This window comes from Myxococcus virescens (genome assembly GCF_900101905.1).
Lineage (GTDB): Bacteria > Myxococcota > Myxococcia > Myxococcales > Myxococcaceae > Myxococcus > Myxococcus virescens.
In genome coordinates this window covers 1,303,351-1,323,112 of record NZ_FNAJ01000001.1, presented here as the reverse complement: position 1 = coordinate 1,323,112, position 19,762 = coordinate 1,303,351, and the positions used below count along the sequence as shown (strand labels likewise).

The window sequence follows — 19,762 nt, the reverse complement described above, 5'->3', positions numbered from 1 at the left end:
CACGGCCGTCGTCCAGCCCGGAGTGTCGTCGTCACGAACACCGTCGGCCGGTCCCCATTCCTTCCGGGCACCATGCCTACCCGTGAACATCCGCCGCGCGGCGGGCGCGTCCGGCCGCACGGAGTGCTCCTCAAGGGCAGGGGTGACGCATTACAGGGACGTGCCCATGGGTCCAGCGGATGAGTCTCGGGCAGCGCGGTCGAAGGCCCCTCTCTTGGGGGCGTGGGTGGAGGCGGACGGGCGGGTGCGGTGGCGTGTCTGGGCGCCCGGCCACCAGCGCGTGGAGGTGGTGCTGCACGACGCGCATGGCAATCCCGGCCGCGTCTTGCCGATGACGCCGGAGCCCGGCGACTGCTTCGGCGCGGTGTTGGAAGGGCAGGGCGCGGGGCTCCGCTACAAGCTGCGCGTGGACGGCGAAGGCCCCTTCCCGGACCCGTGGTCGCGTTCGCAGCCCCAGGGCGTGCATGGGCCGTCCGAAGTGGTGGTGCCCGACTTCGCCTGGACGGACGCGGGCTGGAAGGGCGTGGCGCCGCAGGCGCTGGTCATCTACGAGGTGCACGTGGGCACGGCCACGCCCGAAGGCACCTTCGAGTCGCTCATCCCGCGTCTGGCTGGCCTCAAGGAGTTGGGCATCACCGCGCTGGAGCTGATGCCGGTGGCGTCCTTCCCGGGACGCCGCAACTGGGGCTACGACGGCGTGAGCCTGTTCGCGCCCCAGCAGGCCTACGGCGGTCCGGAGGGGCTGCGCCGGTTGGTGGACGCCGCGCACGCGCATGGGCTCGCGGTGCTGATGGACGCCGTCTACAACCACTTCGGACCGGATGGGAATTACCTGCGGGTGTATTCGCCGCACTACTTCACCGGCCGCCACCACACGCCGTGGGGTGACGCGGTGAACTACGACGGCGAAGGCAGCGCCCACGCGCGGACCCAGGTGCTGGCCAACGTGGAGATGTGGATTGCCGACTACCACCTGGACGGCCTGCGCCTGGACGCCGCGCACGCCATCATCGACGACGGCACGCCGCACCTGCTCACCGAAGTCGCCGAGCGGGCGCGGGCCTGCGCGCCGGGCCGGCAGGTGCATGTCATCGCCGAGGACGAGCGCAACGAGCGGCGCCTGCTGCGCCCCGCGTCGGAGGGCGGCCTGGGGCTGGACGGCGTGTGGGCGGATGACTTCCACCACCAGCTGCGCCGCGCCTTCGCGGGGGACAGCGAGGGCTACTACCAGGACTACACGGGCAACACGGAGGACCTGGCGCGCACGCTGAACCAGGGCTGGTTCTACGAAGGGCAGGTGTCGAAGAACCTGGGCCATGCGCGAGGCACGAAGGCGGAGGGGCTGGAGCCCTGGCGCTTCGTCCACTGCATCCAGAACCATGACCAGGTGGGCAACCGTGCCTTCGGCGAGCGGCTGGGGCACGACGTGAGCCCCGCGGCCTTCCGGGCCATGAGTGGACTGCTGTTGCTGTCTCCCTACACGCCCATGCTCTTCATGGGGCAGGAGTGGAACGCCAGCACGCCCTTCCTCTACTTCACCGAGCACAACGCGGCGCTGGGCAAGCTCGTCACGGAGGGCCGGCGAAAGGAGTTCGCCGGCTTCGCGCGCTTCGCGGGCGCGGAGGTGCCGGACCCGCAAGCGGAGGACACCTTCACCCGCTCCCGACTGGACTGGGCGGAGGCGGAGAAGCCAGGGCTTGCGGGCGTGCGGGCGCTCTACCGGGAGCTGCTCCGTCTGCGCGCGTCGGAGCCCGCCCTGCGCGAGACGGGGCGGGGCTCCTATGCGGCCCGGGCCCTGGGGCCGGACGCCCTGGTGCTCGAACGGCGTGGGGGCGGCCAGCGCCTGCAGGTGTTGCTCAGCCTGCGCGGCGCGCTGGATTATCCGGTGCCCGCCGGCTCGGCGCTGATGCTGTGGACTGAAGACGCTTGCTTCGGCGGCTCCGAAAAATTGCAGCCATTGAAGCAAGACACCGTGCGGCTGAAGGGTTCGGCTCTGGCTGTGATAAGACTTCCCGCCAAAGACTGATAAACGCGCCGTGTTTCATTGCATGTATCGCCGCAGGGCGAGCGGGCATGGCTGAAAACATGCTCAAGAAATGTCGTGGGAATTCCATATCGACTCAAAGGGTATTGGGGCGCGCAGTCCGTCGTTGAGTCGGTAACACCTCTGTTCGCTCCTGGAGAAAGCCTCCGCGCGCAAGCGCGGGTGCCTCTTTCCGTGCGGCCGGGGAAAAAATGGAAGTCCACGCGCCGCGGGGGGAACGCGGCGCTCCGGAAAGGCTCTTGGCCGCTCCGATGTGTCGCGGAAGCTCGCGGCCTCACTTGAGGTAGTCACTTGAATCGACAGCACTCGACTTCGTCCCTGGGGGGATGGAAGCGCTTCCGCACGTCTGTCACCGCGTTCTCGCTGGCCGTCGGCGCGTTCGCGACGCCCGCGCTGGCCGCCGGAGGCTTCGTCTCCGCCACCGCCAGCTCCTATGACGCTCCCACCCCTCCTTCGATGGCGGTGGATGGCAACAAGGCCACGCGTTGGTCGGCCTCCGGTGCGGGCCAGTGGATTCGCGCAGACATGGGGTCGGTGAAGCCGCTGAACGGCCTGGACATCGCCTGGTTCCGTGGCAACGAGCGCATCAACCTCTTCGACATCTCCACGTCGACGGACGGGACCACGTTCACCCGCGTCTTCGTGGGCATCTCCTCCGGGAAGACGGCTGAGTTCGAGCGCGTCACCTTCCCCACGGTGAACGCCCGCTACGTGCGCGTCACCTTCTACGGCAGCACCCAGACGACCTGGGGCAGCATCACGGACATGGCGGCCCTCTCCGGCGCCACCATCCCGGACCCGGACCCGGACCCGGAGAACCCGGACCCGGAGAATCCGGACCCCGGCCCCACGCCCACGCAGGACAAGTTCGGCGTGACGATGATCTACCCGACCAAGTCGGGCGGCGAGCAGTGGTTCCTGGCGGACAACGCGACGTCCGACAATCGCTTTGACCCGCAGAACACCATCACCCGCAACTCGGACGGCTCCTGGAAGATGAAGAACAGCAAGGTGCGCATGTCCGTGTTCACCTCCACGGGCTACAGCGCGTCCAAGATTCCGACCTACGACCGTGACGTGCTGGCCAGCCGGGGCTACATGCAGGCGGCGAACGACTGGCGGAACGTGGAGATGACGGGCTTCATCAAGGTCAACTCCACGTCCGACAACTCGGACAACTTCGCCTGGTACGCGCGAGGCGGCAAGCACAACGACAACCACTCGGGCTGCGAGGGCAGCGCCTACAAGGGCTCGCTGCACTATGACGGCCGCGTGCGCTGGCAGAAGGAGACGTGGCACGTCTCCTACGAGCAGGCGTCGTACAAGACGGGCACGTCCGCGCTCCGCGGCCGCTGGGTGGGCTTCAAGTCGGTGATGCGCAACACCAAGGTCAACGGCAAGGACGCCGTGCGCCTGGAGATGTACCTCAACGAGAACGCCGACAAGAAGACCTGGAAGAAGGTCTACGACATGGTGGACTCGGGCAGCTGGGGTGGCGACGCCAGCCACTGTGGCGGCGCGGTGAACGCCATGCCGATTACCTGGGGCGGCCCCATCGCGGTCTTCCGCTGGGACAGCGCCACCGACGTGGACTTCAAGTGGCTGTCCGTGCGCGAAATCCCCGCGGAGCAGTGAGCGGCTGACGGCAGTTGGCGCCCTACCCCGGTACTCCCAGGAGTGCTGGGGTGGGGCGTTTTCAGCGCATCCGATGGGGGCCATCAACGCCATCCGGCCTCCTGGTGGATTCCCGCTGTCGACAGGGGCCCCTCTCCCGTGTTCTGGATTCGGCCCGATATGGCCATGAACGTCCAGACCGCCACCGACTCGTCCGACCGCATCTGGGAGCAGGAAATCCTCCCCGCGCTCGAGCGCTACATCCGTATCCCCAACAAGTCGCCCGCCTTCGACCCGGACTGGGTCCGCTCCGGCCACATGGAGGCCGCCGTTCAGCTCGTCGCGGACTGGTGCCGCGCGCAGGCCCAGCACCTGCCCGGCCTGGTGCTGGAGGTGGTGCGCCTCAAGGACGAGAAGGGCCGCGAGCGCACGCCGGTCATCTACATGGAGGTGCCCGGGACGAAGGGCGACGACACCGTCCTCTTGTACGGCCACCTGGACAAGCAGCCGGAGATGACGGGCTGGCGCGAGGGCCTGACGCCGTGGACGCCGGTGCGCGAGGGCGACAAGCTCTACGGGCGCGGCGGCGCGGATGACGGCTACTCCGCCTTCGCGTCGCTCACCGCCATCCGCCTGCTGCGCGAGCAGGGCCTGCCGCACGCGCGCTGCGTGGTCCTCATCGAGGCGTGCGAGGAGAGCGGCAGCTACGACTTGCCGGCCTACATCGAGGCGCTGGCGCCGCGCATCGGCAAGCCGTCGCTGGTGGTGTGTCTGGATTCCGGCTGCGCCAACTACGAGCAGCTGTGGATGACCACGTCGCTGCGCGGCATGGTGGCCGGCAACCTGCGGGTGGACGTGCTCACGGAGGGCGTGCACTCCGGGGACGCGAGCGGAATCGTCCCGTCGTCCTTCCGCGTGCTCCGGCAGGTGCTGTCTCGCGTGGAGGAGGAGGGCACGGGCAAGGTGCTGGTGGAGGCCCTGCACACGCAGATTCCGGAGGCGCGGCGCGACCAGGCCCGCGCGGCGGCCAAGGTGCTGGGGGAGGAGGTCTTCACCAAGTTCCCCTGGGTGCCCGGCATCCGCCCCATGTCGGACGACGGCGCGGAGCTGGTGCTCAACCGGACGTGGCGTCCGGCGCTGTCCGTGACGGGCGTGGACGGCATGCCGGCGCTCAACAGCGCGGGCAACGTGCTGCGGCCCTTCACCACGGTGAAGCTGTCCATGCGCATCCCGCCGCGCGTGGACCCCAAGGCGGCCATGGAGGCGCTGACGCAGGCGCTGGTGAAGGACCCGCCCTACGGCGCGACGGTGACGTTCGAGGGTGAGAAGTCCAGCACCGGCTGGGACGCGCCGCCGCTGGCCTCGTGGCTGTCGAACGCGGTGGAGTCCGCGTCCGACACCTACTTCGGCCGGCCGGCCATGGCCATGGGCGAGGGCGGCACCATCCCCTTCATGGGCATGCTGGGCGAGCGCTTCCCGGAGGCGCAGTTCCTCATCACCGGCCTGCTGGGCCCGGGCAGCAATGCCCACGGCCCCAACGAGTTCCTCCACATCCCCACGGGCAAGAAGCTCACCTGCTGCGTGGCCAGCGTCATCGCCGACCACTTCAAGCGGTAGGCGGCTTCCGCCGGGCCCGCTTCCCAGTCCGGGGGGCGGGCGCCTCGTCCAGCGCCTCGTCGGTGAGGCGCACGGTGCGGCGGTTCCAGGAGAACGTCAGGCGCTTGCCCGTCTCCGGCCAGTCGAAGGACACCGCGCCCGTGCGGCGGTCCTTCGTCAATGACAGACGCACGCCCCACTGGGGCGCCTCCTGGACGCGGTGGCGCAGGTCCTGGGCGACGGCGTCCACCGCGTCCCGCAGGGCCACGCCCAGGTTCATCAGGCCGAGCTGTTCGCCGTTCAGGATGTGCGGGGCAGGGGGCGGCGTGGACCCCAGGAACTGTTGCTCTCCCACGGGCCGGAAGGCCGCGGACGTGGGCGGCGCATCCATCATCAGCAGGGGACCGCCGTCCGCCTTGCGGAAGAAGTACGGCACGTCATAGCGGCCCAGCTGCTCGCGCTCCTCGGGGCTGAAGCGCACGCGGCCCCGGTCGCTGGCGCCGGGCACCTGCCCTGGGGACGCCAGCATCAGGTGCTCCAGCGGCGCGTCATACGCGTCCGAGGGTTTGACGAGCACGCGGACATGGTGCCGCCGCGCCGCGCGCGCGAGGAAGGCCGTCACGCGTTCGTGCTCCATGAGCAGCTTGGTCCACACGTCGAACATGCCGCGCAGGAAGGGCAGCAGGTGGGCCGCGTAGCCCACGTGGCCGTCTGTGTCCGCCACGACGGAGCGGGCTTCCTCCCGGGCCCACGCGCGCCTTCGCGGGCGAAGCTGGAGCGCGCCGTTCCGGGCGGGGAAGAAGCACAGCAGCGGACCGCCGGTGGTGCACCACCACGCGCGCCACTCGAAGCCGACGTGGTGGTTGCCGCGCCGGTTCCCCGCTGAAATCAGCCCTGTCTCCGGGAGCCGGCGCACGGGACAGAAGAACAGCTCCAGGTCCACCAGGTAGGGCAGGGGCTCGCGTTGCCCGCGCCGGACGCCCACCACCAGGTTGCTGCCCTGCAGGTCCGCCGCGCCCACGGCGAAGCACGTGCCGGTGAGGGCGCCCGCGTGGTGCCAGAAGCGCGCGGCCTGGGGCGGCGGGAGTTGGCAGCCGTGGAGCCTCAGTTGGGGCGAATCGCGGAGGACGCCCCACTGGCGGGGGCGTTCAATCCAGTCCTGCCAGCTGTATGTGAAGGCGTCCCTGCCTCGTCCGCGCAGGACGCGCAGGGTGGGGAGCCGCACCGCTCCCGAGGCCGCCGGGAGCTGGTTGACCCAGGCGAAGAAGGCGCGTGGGCCACGCCGCTCCGGCTCCGCCAGGAAGAGGGCCTCTCCGCTCGCGGGCCGGGGCTTGTACGCCAGCGCGCCGCCCCGGCGGAACTGGACGCGGAGGACGTGCTGCCGTCCGTTGTGCGTCTCCTCGGGGTTGGCCCAGAGTTGGGTGACGGGGCCCTCGAAGCCCGCGCGGCGGAAGACGCCGGCCTTCAGGTCGCGTGCGAGCCGCTTCGCGAAGAGGCCGAAGAAGGCCAGGAACCCGTCCCTCAGGCGGAGCAGCCCTGGGTGGGGCCCCTGTGTCGCCGGGGTGGCGGCGCACAAGGCGAAGGCATCCGTCAGCACCGGGCCGAACAGCGCCGCGTTGGCGAGCCGCACGACGCGCGCGCCGAACAGGCCCGGGCACCGCCGGGCAATGGCGTCGCACCCGTCGCCCAGGGCTTCATAGAAATCCACCAGCGGCTGGAAGGCGGGCTGTGAGAGCAGGGCGCCCAGCCGCGCGGCGTCACGGGCGCCTTGGAAGGCGCGGGCCACCCGCAGCACGCGCTCAGGGCCGGGCCGGACAATGGGCGGGAAGCAGTCGCTGGCCTCGGGGCCCTTGCGGACGGCCGCCAGGAGGCGGCGGGTCTGCGGAGGAAAGCGGGGTGGGGCGGCTGGAGGTGTCGGTGCAAGGGATGGCAGCACATGCGCCCTACGCGTCATCAGTCGGCCCTGGCCCGGTGGGGCGAAAATAGAAACGCGCGGCCCGGCGAGGCCGGGACGCGCGTGTGACGTGTCCAATCAGGCGCCAGCGGCGCCTGTCCTAGACGCAGTACAGGAAGCGCGAGCAGGTATTGAACACGTTGGCGGAACCCGCGGGCTTCGTCGTCTTGTTCAGCTCCCGAAGCGCCTGGGTCAGCTTCTTGGTCTGCTTGGACGCCTTCGTCTTCGTCTTCGCCTTCACCATGGGAATCCTCCACACGTTGGGGTCAGACAGCTCAAGCATGGTAAAGTGTGTAATTCGATTGAGTCAAGTTGAGATGTCTTTGCTTGCTACGTCATCGGCCCGCCAGTTGGATGGCTCGAAATGTCAGTAGAATTTCCAGCATCCGGCGCATGCCCGCCCGCGTCGCGGGCAGCGGTTTCAAGGCGCGGAGCGGCAGGTCGCCTCGCGAGGGGAAAGGGTGCAAGAGTTCACCCACGCTCACCGTGCGCGCCGTGTTCAATGTCGCGACAAGTTTATTCACCGGCTGCCGAAGGCCTGAGACATGCAATGCGTTGCCGTTGGCTGAGCAACACCAACCCGTGCCTGTTTTCTCCAGCAGGATGGGGAAACTTTTATTCCCGTGAAGAATGTCTGTGTCCTCGAGGGGCCGCCGCCTCGCGGGAGGTGGTGGGGGCTCGAAGCCGCCCGCGGAGCGCCGGTTGAGCCACAGGGTGCGGATGTGGGCCTGCGTTCGTGCGTCGCGGCTGTTTTCACGCAAGGTGTTCGCGGCCTGCCGCAGGGCCGCGGGCAGCTCACGCGGCAGCACGCCGTCACCGTCGAGCACGCCCGGTACCAGCGCACGGCCACGCGCCGCGTCGCGAGCGCGTGGGGCGTGGCCGCGGCCTGTGCCCACGAGGTCCTCCACGTCATAGCGGGCCTGGTGTCCGGTGACGGGGATGCCCACGTTGACGCTGGTGGCGACGTCCCGGCTCGCGCTCTCTCCGACGTGGTAGTAGCTGGCGGGCCAGTAGAGGATGTCGCCGGGCCCCACCTCCGCGGTGAAGGACTTCGCCAGATAGGGCGCGTAGTCCACCAGGGTGGTGACGGGCATGCTCCAGGGACGCCTGGCCCAGAAGCGCATCCGCTTGCGGCCCCGGATGGCGAAGAGGAACGTGGTGAAGCGGTCCAGGTGGACGCCCACCGGACTGTGCTCGTAGTTCCCATGGAACAGCGTGGTGATGCCGCCTGACAGGGGCAGCCCCACGCGCCGCCAGAGGTCGGAGAAGAAGGCCCGCTCGCGGGACCAGAGTCCGAAGCCGTGGGAATGCAGCAGGGAGATGATGAGCGCGTAGCGGCGTGTTCCCAGCGCATCCGCGAGCCGCGAGTCGTAGCCGTCCAGCGAGCCGTCGGTGTCACGGGGAAGCCAGGGCCCGAGTTGGACGGGCTGCCCCTGGTCGATGGTGAACTGGACGTCCGTGCGCGCCTCGAGCGCCGTGGGTGGGGCCATGGCGCCGCGCGAGGCCCCGAGCGCCGCGTCGAACACGTCCGTGGCCATGAACGGATTGACGCCCGTCGCCTGGTAGAGCACCGGCCGCTGGTTCCAGTAGCGCGTGACGAAGGTGTCCCAGTCGAACCGGCGTTGGATGTCGATGCGGGCCATCCGTCAGTCCTCCTTCGCCGGCACGCGCTCGATACCGCGCAGCGCATGAAGGGTTTCCAGCAAGGCCCGCACCTGCTCGCGTTGGGACGCGCCTCGCCCCAGGCCGCACAGGGCGCCCACCCGCACGGGGACGCCCGGTGCCAGCGCGTCCAGGACGTGCGCCGCGAAGGGGCCTGGACCGGCGAAGGCGTGGCCGTTGACGGCCCAGAGCCACTGCCCCGGGCTGTCCAGCATCCGCACCACGCGGCCCGGCGGCGTCTTCCGCACGTAAGCGTCTTCTTCCAGGGGCTCGAGGGCACGCGGCGGAGGCACCGGCTCCAGCGCGGAGGCGCTGACGCGCTGGGCCCACGCGATGCGCAGCAGTTGCCGCAGGTCCGGGCCGTGCGTCACGGCCCGCAGCGCGCTCGCGGTGTGCGCCAGTCGTGGCACGGGCGTGCGTCCACGCGTCCCGGGAAAGGGCAGGTACGGGACGGTGTCATCCGCCTCGCCCTGGGCCTCCAGGAGCTTCACCGCCAGGGCCTTCACGGCCTCCAGGGGCTCGCTGCCGCGCACCGGAATCCACAGCCGCAGCACCAGGGCGCCCTCGTCGCTCGCCTCCTCCTGCCAGACGTGGGATGGCGCGTACAGCACGTCCCCTGCCTGGGCCTCCACCGTCCGGACCTTGTGGGCGTCCTTCGTCCATTGGCGCACGCGCAGCCGCCCGTGGAGCACCGCGGTGAAGCGGGCATGGTGTTCCCGGCGCGCGGCGCCCTGCGGCGGCTCGGTGAAGCGTCCCAGCCACAGGTCGCTGATGATGGGCAGCACGGGCACGCCGACTCGCGTCAGCACGCCGTCGACGAAGGCGCGCACCCGCTCCCACTGCGCGTAGTCCAGCATGAGCGGCTGTTCCACGAAGCACTGGAAGCCGCGCGCCGCGCCGAGCTCGCGGCCGACGCGCTGGAGATACGCGGTGGCGTCCGCGTCCTGCTCCCCGGGCAGGAGCGTGCCGGGCGCGCGCATCCGCGAGGTGTCCGCGAAGAAGCGCACGTCGGGCAGGGCGCGGAAGCGCGTGCCGAAGCGGAAGGGCGCGCTGATGGAGACGAGCCCCCGGAAGGCCTGCTCGGGCGGAATGAGCGGAGTGCCCAGCCGCAGCCGCGTGGGGGACTGCTCCCAGTGCGTGCTCGCGAAGCGGGCCCAGTCTTCGGGTGCGAGTCTCATCGGCGGGGATTCCACCATCGGCGTCTGACGGGTGGGCGAGCGCCCAGCGGTGGATTTCTTCACGCGCATGATGCCGTGCCCCGTGCCGGCGTTCTGGTAGGAGACAGCGCTGTCCTCCATCCGAAAGGTCAGGTCCGACGATGAAACTCTATTTCAACCCCAGAAGCCGCGCGGTCATCGCCAAGTGGATGCTGGATGAGTGTGGCGCGCAGTATGAAATCGTCCCCATCGACCTCGAGAAGAAGGAGAACAAGTCGCCTGAGTTCTTGAAAATCAACCCCGCTGGGAAATTGCCAGCCTTGGTGGACGGAGACACGCGGCTGTTCGAATGCGCGGCCATCTGTCTCTACCTGGCAGAGAAATTCCCGGACGCGCAGCTCGCGCCGAAGCCGGGTGACAAGGACTGGGGGCGCTACCTGTCGTTGATGGTGTACTCCTCGTCGCAGCTGGAGCCCTCCATGGGGGACCACCTGATGAAGCTGCCGACGGGGCCCGCGCGGGGCTGGACGGACTTCGAGACGGTGCTGAACGTCATCGAGGGCGAATTGGGACAGGGCCCCTACCTGTTCGGTGAGCGCTTCACCGCGGCGGACGTGATGGTGGGGTCGATGTTCATCTGGATGCGCATCTTCGGCGGCCAGACGGGGCGTCCCGCGCTGGATGCCTACATCGAACGGCTGCTGGCCCGCCCGAAGGGCATGAAGCTGGGCTGAGCGGCGCCGCGCGCGAGGTCGAAGGCCCGGACCTTCCGATGAGGATGTGTCCGGGCCTCCTGGCGGCCCCGGTGGGCCCGTGCGTCAGTCCAGAACGCCGATGGTCTTCGCGCGCGTGACGGCGCTGCCCACGCTGACGTAGCCCTTGTACCAGGACGTGTTCTTCGTCCCCAGCTTGTCCTGCTGGAGGTGCGCGTGGGGGCCGGTGGAGTTGCCGGTGCCGCCGATGTTGCCCACCTGGCAGCGGTCACACGTGCGGCTGCGGGAGTCCGCCGTCTTGATGAAGTGCCACTGACGGAACGTCCAGCCGCTCGCCCAGACGTGGCGCGCCTCGTTCTGGTTGCCGCTGCCGCTGCCGTTGCAGACGACGCCGGTGGTGCGGATGGTCACCGCCCAGTAGACGGAGCCCACCACGCCCGTCTCCGCGCCCCAGTAGTTGCAACGGCCGCCCGCGCCGATGTCCACCGCGCCGTGGAACTTGCCGCTGCTGTAGTTGGTCAGGGCCGTCACCGAGCCGGTGTGGGTGCCCTTGACGGTGTGCGCCGTCACGGACGCGGGGATGAGTGCCAGCGCGGCCAGCGCGGCCAGGGAGTTCTTCCAGGTGCTGCTACGCATGAGGTGTTCCTTTCAATGGACTGCCTGTCACGGAGCCTGCTGCAACCGCTGCTTCTCCCTCAGGAGCAGGCTCCACTCCTGAAGGCCCATGCCGAGAACCTGAATCCACGCGTCGGCCTCCTGCGCCAGGCGCGGGTCCATGGCGCGCAGGCGTTGGAGGTCGGGAATCGCGCCCTCGAAGCCGAGCTGCGCGACGCTCTGGAGCAGCGCCTTGCGCACGCCGTCGTCCGTCTCCTCGCGGTACATGGCGAGCAGGGACTCGCGGGCGCCCTGCATCTGCTCCGCCGGGACGCCGCCCAGCGCGTTGACGGCGGCCTTGCGCACGCTCGCGTCATCGCTGCGCAGCAGGGACGTGATGCGGTCCGCGGACTCGGCGCTGATTTTCTCAGTGGAGAGGTTGTCCAGGATGCGCGCCGTCACCGCCGGGTCCGTGGAGGCCACCGCGGCCGTCACCGCCGTGTCCGCCGCCGGGCCGTACTGGCCGGCGTACACGTGCGCGTTGTCCTCGATGAGGTTGGTCGCCGCCTCCTGCCGCACCTGGGGCGACTCGTCCCGCACCATGCGCTCGTACAAATCACCGGTGCGCTCCAGCGCGCTGGTGCGCCGCATGGCCCGCAGCGTGGCGGCGCGCACGGACGGGTCCGCGTCGTGCAACGCGCGCTGCGCCACCACGTCCATGGCCTGGGTGTCCGCTTCACGTTCCGCGCGGGCCACCAGCGCCGCCGCCAGGTGTTCGGCCATGACGGGGTCTGTCTCCCGCGCGAAGGCGTCGCGCAGCTCCGCGTCCGGCAGCGTGACGGCGGCCTCGCGCAGCAGGGTGCGCAGGTAGCGCTGGTAGGACGGTGAGCCGGAGCCCAGTCCGCGGCGGATGTCATCCATCAACCCGCGCACGGAGCAGGTGCTGGCCCGGAGCGCGGGCTGCGCGTCGGTGGAGGCCGCGTGCGCGTGGGTGGACAGCAGGGGGAAGAGGGGCAGCGTGAGCAGAAGGCAGAGGCGTTTCATGGAGGCTCCCGTGCTCAGTCGTGACCGACGAGGCAGCCGAAGGGGTCCTGGTCGGGCAGGCTGTTCCAGAGCCGGACGAAGTCGTGGAGCCCGCTCGCGTAGCGCTGTTCGAAAACCTGGTAGAGGGGCTGGAAGCGCGGGTCGGCCATCGCCATGTTGGCCATGACGGGCAGGGCCTCGCGGCCGGATGCGCGGGCGGCGAAGCGGAAGAGGGCCCACCGCACGCACGTCTCCTGCTCCCGGGCGAAGGCATCGGCGAACAGCTCCAGCACCTGCTGGTTGTCTCCGGAGATGGAGAGGTTGTGCGCGGCGGCCTCGCGTCCGTCCGGGCTGCCCTCCTGCGTGAGCACCTTCGCGTACTGCGCGCGGGTGCGCTCATTCAGCACGGGCGTGGCGTGCATGGGCGTGGACAGCGCCAGGTAGCGAATCTGCTCGTCGGGGGACTCGGTGCCGATGGTGAGCAGCGCGTCCATGTAGGGCGCGGCGTTGCCCTTCGCCTCGAAGTCGCGCTTCATGACGCGGGCGATGGTGCGCGTGGCGGCCCAGCCCGCTTCGCCGGAGACGGGGTCCTTCGCGAAGGACGTCAGGGTGTCCAGCGCCGCCGGCTCGAAGCGCTTCTGTGTGTCCAGCGCGGACAGGAGGCCCGCGCGCCGACCGCCGTCGAGCGTGGCGTCCATGCCCTGCGCCAGCAGCCGGGTGGCCACCTGGGCGTGGTGCACCGCCTCCGAGCCACGCAGCGCCCTCAGGAGGACGTCGAACTCGTCGGGTCCCGCGGTGCGCGCCCAGGACAGCACCTCGCTCGCTCGGCCCGGGTCCTGGCCAATCAGCTCCGTCAGGCGCCCCGCCAGGTAGTCCGCGACCAGCGAATCCCCCGACGCGAGCAGTGGCGCGGCCCACGCGCGGAAGTTCTCCAGCGTCACCGCCGCGTCGAAGCGCTCCAGCTCGCGCCAGCACACGGCCTCGTCGAAGCGAGGGGGCGGCGGCTCTTCGTCGTGCGTCCCACCCGCGCCCGCGCGCCCGCCGTGGCCTCGCCCGCCAGAGGCGGCCTCGCGGGACGCCGCGGCGGTGCCGCCGGCTTCGGCATCGGACGACGCGCCGTCGCCGCCACGCGACGACAGCAGCGCCGCGCCTCCCACGAGCAAGGCCGCGCCCGCGAGCCACGTCAGCGCCTTGGGCACGCGACGGCCCGGAGCGGGGCCGGCGGAACGGTGGAGGGATTCTGGAGTCATGGCGCCTGGGCCTGTGAGGGGGTCCAATCCCCCTGAGGGCCCGGCGCGCGCGCCGTCTCAGAAAATCATTTCGCGCGGATTTTCCCGCGCGAGGCTCAGCGGCCCGTCTTGATGCCCAGGCCGCCGCCGCCCTGGCCGGGACTGGCGGGCCGCTTCGTCCCGGCGGTCGGTGTGCCCGGAACGGACTTGCCGCCTCCGGCGCGCCGCAGCTCCAGGCGCAGCTCCTCGTCCGTGGCGGACACCTGCCGTGTCACGGGCTCGTAGCCGTTGAGGGCCAGTGTCACCGACACCGGGGCGGCCCCGGCCTCCAGCTCCAGGCGCAGCGGTGTCTCGCCGCGCTCCTCGCCGTTGACGCTCACCCGGGCTCCAGGGGGCTCGGTGATGACGGGCAGCTTCACGTGGCGCACCGGCTCGGGGGCCCTGCGTGGAGGCGGCTGCACTTCCGGCGCGATTTCCGGCTGGTGCGGCACGGCCACTTCCACCGGCGGACGGACCGGGGTGGCGTCCGCGGGCGAGCGGAAGAAGACGATGCCCGCGCCCGCGATGAGCAGGCCCAGCCCCGCCGTGGCCACCGGGAGCCAGGGAATGCGCCGGGCCGGCTCCGGAGGGGGGCGGGCCAGGGGCGCGGTGCCTCGCGTCTTCTCTTTCGGCTGCGGCGGGGCGGCGGCCTGCCGCGAGCGCGCCCCGGGGACGACGCCATGGGGGGAGCCGCGCATGGCCCGCGACGCGGAGGAGCGCCCCGCGGGGCCCATCAGCCCCGGCACGCCGCTGAGCGACGAGTTGGAGCGCGAGTCCAGGTCCGCGTCCTCCGCGAGCTGGTCCAGCTTCGCCGGGTCCGTCTCATGGGCGATGCGGTCCGCGTAGAGCTCCCGCAGGAAGGCGGCCAGGTGCGCGCTGCTGGAGGGCAGCCGCAGGTTGAGCGCGTAGTCCTCCAGCGCCAGCCGGAAGGCGCCGCAGTCCGGGTAGCGCTGGTCCGGCGAGGGCGCCAGGGCCTTGAGCACCACTTCATCCAGGCCCGGCGGCAGGCGCGGGTTGAGCTGCGACGGCCGCGGCACCTGGCAGTCCTTCACCAGCCGCAGCGTCATCATGTCCGACTCGCCCTTGAAGAGGCGCTTGCCGGTGAGCAGCTCCCACATGACGACGCCCAGCGCGAACAAGTCACTGCGCGCGTCGATGGCGAGCCCGCTGGCCTGCTCCGGGGACATGTACGGGTACTTGCCCTTGAGGACGCCGGTGGCGGTGTTCTGGCTGCTGGTGGCCGCCTTCGCCACGCCGAAGTCGATGACCTTCACCCCGCCGTCGAAGCCGACCAGGATGTTCTGCGGCGACACGTCGCGGTGCACCAGCCGCAGCGGCTTGCCCTGGGCGTCACGCGCCTGGTGCGCATAGTCGAGCCCGGCGGCCGCGTCCGCGATGATGCGGAGGATGAGTCCCACCGGCAGCGTCTTGCCCTGCGCGCGGGACGTCTTGTCCAGGCGGCGCACGTCGTCGCCCTGCACGTACTCCATCGCCAGACAGTGGCGGCCCTCAATCTCTGTCAGGTCGAGGATGGTGATGAGGTTGGGGTGCGTCAGGCGCGCTACGAGCCCGGCCTCGTCCAGGAACATGGAGAGGAACTCATCATCCTCCGCGAGGTGGGGAAGGATGAGCTTGAGGACGACAAGTCGCTCGAACCCCGTCCCATGTTCGCGGGCCAGAAACACCTGACCCATTCCCCCAGAGGCAATCTTGCGTAGTAGCTCGTACTTACCGAATGGCACAGCCATGTGTGCCCGCCAGGATATCGCTCTTTCTTAGCTCGTGGGAATTGCTCAGTCGCGAATTACCCCACAGGGTTGGGAGCGAGCAGGCAGGCAGGCGTGAGTCGCCTGCCCGGCTTTCCGGGGTGAGTCAGGCTTTCATCTTGTAGCCGGAGCGCAGGACGACGTACGTGAGCGCGGTGGCCCCCACGGCGACGGCGAAGAGGATGCTCCCGGCGCCCAGCGGCGAATAGATGCTGCGGCCGAGCATGCCGTAGCGCAGCCCTTCCACCATGTAGACCATGGGGTTGAAGAGGCTGACGGTGTTCCAGGGCGCGGGCAGCTCGCGCACGGAGTAGAAGACGCCGCCCAGGAAGGTGAGGGGCAGCATGACGAAGGTGGGGAAGAAGTTGATCTGTTCGAACTTCTCCGCCCACACCGCAGCGAGCATGCCCAGCACACTGAAGACGTAGGACGACAGGATGAGGAAGTACGCGGCCACTCCCGCGTGCTCCAGGCTGAAGCCGGTGAAGAAGGTGGCCACGGCCCAGGTGAGCAGGCCCACCACGAGCCCGCGCACCATGGCGCCGCCGATGAAGCCCGCCATCAGCTCACCGGGCCCCAGCGGCGCCACCAGCAGGTCCACCACGGTGCCCTGAATCTTGGTGATGAACAGCGAGGAGGAGCTGTTGAGGAAGGCGTTGTTGGCGATGCCGAGGAAGACGAGCCCCGGCACGATGAAGTGCAGGTAGGGCACGCCCTCCACCGTCTGGACGCGGCCGGAGATGGAGACGCCGAAGACGATGAAATACAGCGTGGTGCTGATGAGGGGCGACAGGACGGTTTGACCCGGCACGCGCATGAAGCGCCGGACCTCCTTCGCCAGAAGGGTCTTCATCCCAAGGACGTTCATGATGTGGGCTCAGGCGGCCTGCTGTGGGCGGCCACGGAGGATTTCGATGAGCACGTCCTCCATGCGAGAGCGGCGCGTCTCCACGTCGGAGATGAGCTGCCCTTCGGCGTAGAGGGCGCGGAGCAACTCGCCGGACGGGGCGCAGCCGTCGCGCTCCACGTAGGTGAGGGTGCGGCCGTCCTCGCTGAGGCGGGCGGCGAAGCGCTTGCCGGCCTCGGACAGGCCCGGCTGCGGCTGCTCGAAGGTGATGATGACGCGGCGCTCGCCGAAGCGGCGCAGCAAGGTGGCCTTGTCCTCCACCATGAGGAGGCGGCCCTCGTTGATGATGCCCACGCGGTCGGCCAGCTCCTCGGCCTCTTCCAGGTAGTGCGTGGTGAGGACGATGGTGGTGCCCTCCGACGCGAGCTTGCGCACGTAGGTCCACAAGTCGCGGCGCAGCTCCACGTCCACGCCCGCGGTGGGCTCGTCGAGGAAGACGAGGCGCGGCTTGTGCACCAGCGCCTTGGCGATGAGCAGTCGGCGCTTCATGCCGCCGGACAGTGCGCGCGTGTACGCGTCCTTCTTCGCGTGCAGGTTGAGGGCGGTGAGCACCTCGTCGATGCGCGCGTCATTCGCGGGGCGGCCGTAGAAGCCCATCTGGATGCGCAGCGATTCGGCCACGGTGAAGAAGGGGTCGAAGTTGATTTCCTGCGGCACCAGCCCGATGTCGTAGCGCGGACCCACCGGGTCCTGGTCCAGGTCCTTGCCGAAGACGCGGATGCTGCCGGAGGACTTCTTCACCAGGCCGCAGACGCTGCCAATCATCGTCGTCTTGCCCGCGCCGTTGGGGCCCAGCAGGGCGAAGATTTCACCGGGACGGATGGCGAGGTCCACGGTGTGAAGTGCCGTGAACTCTCCGTAACGCTTGGAGAGTCCCTGGAGTTCGAGGGCGGGGACGGACATGGGGCCCTTCCTGTAACACCTCCGGTCGCGCGGCGCTCGGCTTGTGTGCGGGCGTCGTGTCCGTCCCTGGCGACTCGCTAGCGCACGTCGGGCAGGGTGGCGCGTCGCGTTGTCCACCCGGTGTCACTCCCGCATGGCGATTTCCTGGAGCGTGCCCTCGCGGCACTGGAAGACCGCGAACGCATCCGCGCCCTGCTCCACGCTGGCGAGGCACCGCACGAGCGAGCGCTGGCCGCTGGGGTGCTGGACGGTGCCGGTGTAGCGCCGGTGCAGGTGGCCACAGAGGACCAGCCGGGGTTGGAGCGCGTCCACCAGCAGCCGCGCGTACGCGTTGCCGACGAGGTCGTGGCTCGCGCCGCGGCGCTGTCCCTGGAAGTCGGCGGCCTCCTCGGGCGGGATGATGCCGGAGGGCCAGTCATGCAGCAGGAGCACGTCCGCGCGCCCGAGCGCCAGGACTTGCTCGACGTCCTGTTCGTTGAAGAAGGTGAAGTCCTTGTTGGACACGTCGCCCATCGAGGCCAGCGGCGGGCGGGACTTGCAGAAGGTGGCTTCTCGGTGGATGCCGGACAGGCCCGCCACGCGAAGGCCGTTCAGCTCCACCACGCCGCTCCGGCCCAGGTAGTGGCAGTGCGGCACCAGCGCGAATCCCTCTGGGTGCAGGTCGAGGTGTCCGTAGGGCTCGTGGTTGCCGCCGATGAAGTAGACGGGCCAGGGGAAGCGGCGCCGTCGCTGGTGGTAGGCCGCGAAGTCCCCCAGGTGCCTGTACTTCGTGGGTGCGGCCATGGTGGCCAGGTCGGCGTCGTGACGGTGGGGCTCGAAGTCGCCCACCTGGAGCACGAAGTCGAGCGGCCTTTGGCTGCGTTCCTCCCAGGCGGTGAGGTGACTCACCATCCGGTGCATGTGCCCGTGGACGTCGCCCACCCCGGCGAAGAAGAACGTCTGGGAGGAGGACATGGCGGTTTCCGTTCCGGTTCAGGCTCGAGTCGCGGGCGCGGACGGGAGCGGTGCTTCGGGACTGACGGGAGGCGGCGCGTGCGGTGGTCTCAGAGGGTTCTGGCGAGCCGTGCTCGCAGGCGCCGGAGTCCTTCGTCGATGCGGTCCAACCGGGCGCCGCCTCGCGTGAAGGTGGCTCACAGGTGCAGGCCGGCGACGGAGGGTCGTTGCTCGAAGGCGTCTCAAAAGAGGACGCGACCCGGAGGGTCTGACGGTCGTGTCGCTGGGCTGCTCCAGCGGCGCCACTGACGCCTCCACGCGCCGCGCTACGAACCATCGTGATGCCTACGCGCAGGCCGCCTGCCTGGACAGCGCAACGTGTTGCATCCAGCGCCTTCGGCCCGGATGGGTGCGGCCTCTCCGCTGCTGAAACCGCAGTGCACATGACGGGCGCGCAGGCGGCCGCCGAGGGAGACATTCCGGACGCAGAGGCGGCACAGAACAGCAGTCTTCCCGATTGAAAGCGGCGTTGCGTTGCATCCAGAACTACGTCAATTGCAAGGAGTACGACTGGATGGGCTCTTGCTATGACTGCATGCGCTACTGCGAGGGGTAGCAGGAATGGCCGGACGACAAGTGCAGGCCGCGCGGGAAGAGGAAATAGGCCATGCCCGAAACACTTGACTGGGGCCCCATTCGAGCACTCGCGCGGCGCGTCCTTCGCGAGGGGGCGCCACTTGCCTTGACGGACGAAGTGTGTGCGCTCCTTGCTCGCTCGGCACGTGATGTGGCAATCAGCGATGCGGTTGCCTCTCGCGCTTTGTCCACGGAGGACGGGGCGTTGGACCTGCTCCGCGAGATTGCGCGCCGCATCCGCGACGGCTCCGCGAGAATCTCCGATGCGCTGAACCGTATGTATCAACACAAGGCGGCCGGTGACTTCGACAGCGCCCGCCAGGAAATGCGGGATGTGCTCGCTGTCGAAGTCGTACCGCTCTACCGCGAGATAGCGGAAGGTCAGCTCGAAGACATGGCGGACGAGCCGTAGCGACAGAGGGCCACGGACACCGAGCCCTCCGTGTCGCCTTGGGGCGCGTGACACGGACACGTCGAGCAGGCCACCCGCGAGGCGGCAACCGGCCCTGTCGAGGCCACGAGGGCGTCCGTGTTTCAACCCACGCTCCCGCGTTCACGGGGATCGATCGCCTATGGCGCGAAGCGCGCGCTCACGAGGCTGCGTTTCAACCCACGCTCCCCGCGTTCACGGGGAGCGACACGCGGAGCTGTACCGGGCCGCTGGCGAACTCGGGTTTCAACCCACGCTCCCCGCGTTCACGGGGAGCGACGCATTGAGACCGCCGGCGAAAGGGGTTGGACGGTGATTCAACCCACGCCCCCCGCGTTCACGGGGAGCGACTGCCCGCAGCGACCTGCGAGCGACTGAAGCCACAGTTTCAACCCACGCGCCTCGCGTTCACGGGGAGCGACGGGCAGCGTCTCCACGTGCTCTCAGCGAATGTCGTTTCGACCCACGCGCCCCGCGTTCACGGGGTGCGACCTCGTGGAGTACATCCGCACGTTCCTGGCGACGGTTTCAACCCACGCGCCCCGCGTTCACGGGGAGCGAC

16 protein-coding genes are annotated in these 19,762 nt (G+C 69.7%); 5 read left to right on the top strand and 11 right to left on the bottom strand.

Going from position 1 to position 19,762, the window contains the following annotated elements; all coding sequences use genetic code 11:
- Positions 1 to 166: 166 nt before the first annotated feature.
- The 3 genes from treZ to BLU09_RS05410 all read left to right on the top strand — a co-directional run bounded on the left by treZ (position 167) and on the right by BLU09_RS05410 (position 5,275).
- Entirely contained in the window at positions 167 to 2,026 is a 1,860-nt protein-coding gene (gene treZ, locus BLU09_RS05420) for a malto-oligosyltrehalose trehalohydrolase (protein WP_167371025.1), read from the top strand.
- 309 nt (positions 2,027 to 2,335) lie between these two features.
- Positions 2,336 to 3,679 carry a discoidin domain-containing protein gene (locus BLU09_RS05415; RefSeq protein ID WP_090486391.1) on the top strand — a complete coding sequence of 448 codons (1,344 nt, stop codon included), beginning with the start codon at positions 2,336 to 2,338 and terminating at the stop codon, positions 3,677 to 3,679.
- Positions 3,680 to 3,838: 159 nt separating this feature from the next.
- Entirely contained in the window at positions 3,839 to 5,275 is a 1,437-nt protein-coding gene (locus BLU09_RS05410; protein WP_186818036.1) for a M20 family metallopeptidase, read from the top strand.
- Here the strand turns inward: BLU09_RS05410 and BLU09_RS05405 are convergent.
- The 4 genes from BLU09_RS05405 to BLU09_RS05390 form a co-directional block, all read right to left on the bottom strand.
- Positions 5,265 to 7,190: a DUF4135 domain-containing protein gene (locus BLU09_RS05405; protein ID WP_244171431.1), complete on the bottom strand. Its 1,926-nt coding sequence runs from the start codon at positions 7,188 to 7,190 to the stop codon at positions 5,265 to 5,267. The two genes, BLU09_RS05410 and BLU09_RS05405, sit on opposite strands and share 11 nt — an antisense overlap.
- A 118-nt stretch (positions 7,191 to 7,308) precedes the next feature.
- Positions 7,309 to 7,491 (bottom strand): hypothetical protein, encoded by a 183-nt coding sequence (locus BLU09_RS05400; RefSeq protein WP_090486385.1) that lies wholly within the window; start codon positions 7,489 to 7,491, stop codon positions 7,309 to 7,311.
- Between the two features lie 52 nt (positions 7,492 to 7,543).
- Entirely contained in the window at positions 7,544 to 8,851 is a 1,308-nt protein-coding gene (locus BLU09_RS05395) for a JmjC domain-containing protein (protein ID WP_090486382.1), read from the bottom strand.
- Positions 8,852 to 8,854: 3 nt separating this feature from the next.
- Positions 8,855 to 10,048: a cupin domain-containing protein gene (locus tag BLU09_RS05390; protein WP_373284083.1), complete on the bottom strand. Its 1,194-nt coding sequence runs from the start codon at positions 10,046 to 10,048 to the stop codon at positions 8,855 to 8,857.
- A 140-nt stretch (positions 10,049 to 10,188) separates the two neighbouring features.
- On the opposite strand from BLU09_RS05390, the gene BLU09_RS05385 reads away from it, so the two are divergent.
- A complete protein-coding gene (locus BLU09_RS05385; RefSeq protein WP_090486376.1) occupies positions 10,189 to 10,761 on the top strand; it encodes a glutathione S-transferase family protein in 573 nt (190 codons plus the stop codon).
- A gap of 84 nt (positions 10,762 to 10,845) precedes the next feature.
- Here the strand turns inward: BLU09_RS05385 and BLU09_RS05380 are convergent, their stop codons facing one another.
- From BLU09_RS05380 to BLU09_RS05350, 7 genes are all read right to left on the bottom strand, one after another.
- Entirely contained in the window at positions 10,846 to 11,376 is a 531-nt protein-coding gene (locus tag BLU09_RS05380; RefSeq protein WP_090486373.1) for a hypothetical protein, read from the bottom strand.
- Between the two features lie 27 nt (positions 11,377 to 11,403).
- Positions 11,404 to 12,378 (bottom strand): HEAT repeat domain-containing protein, encoded by a 975-nt coding sequence (locus BLU09_RS05375; RefSeq protein ID WP_090486371.1) that lies wholly within the window; start codon positions 12,376 to 12,378, stop codon positions 11,404 to 11,406.
- A 14-nt stretch (positions 12,379 to 12,392) separates the two neighbouring features.
- Positions 12,393 to 13,607: a hypothetical protein gene (locus BLU09_RS05370; protein ID WP_244171430.1), complete on the bottom strand. Its 1,215-nt coding sequence runs from the start codon at positions 13,605 to 13,607 to the stop codon at positions 12,393 to 12,395.
- Between the two features lie 95 nt (positions 13,608 to 13,702).
- Positions 13,703 to 15,373 carry a serine/threonine protein kinase gene (locus BLU09_RS05365; protein WP_090486365.1) on the bottom strand — a complete coding sequence of 557 codons (1,671 nt, stop codon included), beginning with the start codon at positions 15,371 to 15,373 and terminating at the stop codon, positions 13,703 to 13,705.
- Between the two features lie 124 nt (positions 15,374 to 15,497).
- Positions 15,498 to 16,244, bottom strand: coding sequence for an ABC transporter permease (locus tag BLU09_RS05360; RefSeq protein ID WP_186818035.1), 747 nt, complete (start codon positions 16,242 to 16,244; stop codon positions 15,498 to 15,500).
- A gap of 24 nt (positions 16,245 to 16,268) precedes the next feature.
- Entirely contained in the window at positions 16,269 to 17,201 is a 933-nt protein-coding gene (locus tag BLU09_RS05355; protein WP_090486359.1) for an ABC transporter ATP-binding protein, read from the bottom strand.
- A gap of 123 nt (positions 17,202 to 17,324) precedes the next feature.
- Positions 17,325 to 18,155 carry a metallophosphoesterase gene (locus BLU09_RS05350; RefSeq protein WP_090486353.1) on the bottom strand — a complete coding sequence of 277 codons (831 nt, stop codon included), beginning with the start codon at positions 18,153 to 18,155 and terminating at the stop codon, positions 17,325 to 17,327.
- A 646-nt stretch (positions 18,156 to 18,801) separates the two neighbouring features.
- Here BLU09_RS05350 and BLU09_RS05340 point away from each other — a divergent pair.
- A complete protein-coding gene (locus tag BLU09_RS05340) occupies positions 18,802 to 19,182 on the top strand; it encodes a DUSAM domain-containing protein (RefSeq protein ID WP_090486350.1) in 381 nt (126 codons plus the stop codon).
- The last annotated feature ends 580 nt before the right edge of the window (positions 19,183 to 19,762 follow it).

Excerpts from the sequence above, each read along its gene's own strand:
- BLU09_RS05350 (WP_090486353.1), bottom strand. The coding sequence starts at position 18,155 with ATGTCCTCCTCCCAGACGTTCTTCTTCGCCGGGGTGGGCGACGTCCAC.
- treZ (WP_167371025.1), top strand. The coding sequence starts at position 167 with ATGGGTCCAGCGGATGAGTCTCGGGCAGCGCGGTCGAAGGCCCCTCTC.
- BLU09_RS05385 (WP_090486376.1), top strand. The coding sequence starts at position 10,189 with ATGAAACTCTATTTCAACCCCAGAAGCCGCGCGGTCATCGCCAAGTGG.
- BLU09_RS05410 (WP_186818036.1), top strand. The coding sequence starts at position 3,839 with ATGGCCATGAACGTCCAGACCGCCACCGACTCGTCCGACCGCATCTGG.
- BLU09_RS05395 (WP_090486382.1), bottom strand. The coding sequence starts at position 8,851 with ATGGCCCGCATCGACATCCAACGCCGGTTCGACTGGGACACCTTCGTC.
- BLU09_RS05340 (WP_090486350.1), top strand. The coding sequence starts at position 18,802 with ATGCCCGAAACACTTGACTGGGGCCCCATTCGAGCACTCGCGCGGCGC.
- BLU09_RS05370 (WP_244171430.1), bottom strand. The coding sequence starts at position 13,607 with ATGACTCCAGAATCCCTCCACCGTTCCGCCGGCCCCGCTCCGGGCCGT.
- BLU09_RS05360 (WP_186818035.1), bottom strand. The coding sequence starts at position 16,244 with ATGAAGACCCTTCTGGCGAAGGAGGTCCGGCGCTTCATGCGCGTGCCG.
- BLU09_RS05390 (WP_373284083.1), bottom strand. The coding sequence starts at position 10,048 with ATGAGACTCGCACCCGAAGACTGGGCCCGCTTCGCGAGCACGCACTGG.
- BLU09_RS05355 (WP_090486359.1), bottom strand. The coding sequence starts at position 17,201 with ATGTCCGTCCCCGCCCTCGAACTCCAGGGACTCTCCAAGCGTTACGGA.
- BLU09_RS05380 (WP_090486373.1), bottom strand. The coding sequence starts at position 11,376 with ATGCGTAGCAGCACCTGGAAGAACTCCCTGGCCGCGCTGGCCGCGCTG.
- BLU09_RS05400 (WP_090486385.1), bottom strand. The coding sequence starts at position 7,491 with ATGCTTGAGCTGTCTGACCCCAACGTGTGGAGGATTCCCATGGTGAAG.
- BLU09_RS05365 (WP_090486365.1), bottom strand. The coding sequence starts at position 15,373 with ATGGCTGTGCCATTCGGTAAGTACGAGCTACTACGCAAGATTGCCTCT.
- BLU09_RS05375 (WP_090486371.1), bottom strand. The coding sequence starts at position 12,378 with ATGAAACGCCTCTGCCTTCTGCTCACGCTGCCCCTCTTCCCCCTGCTG.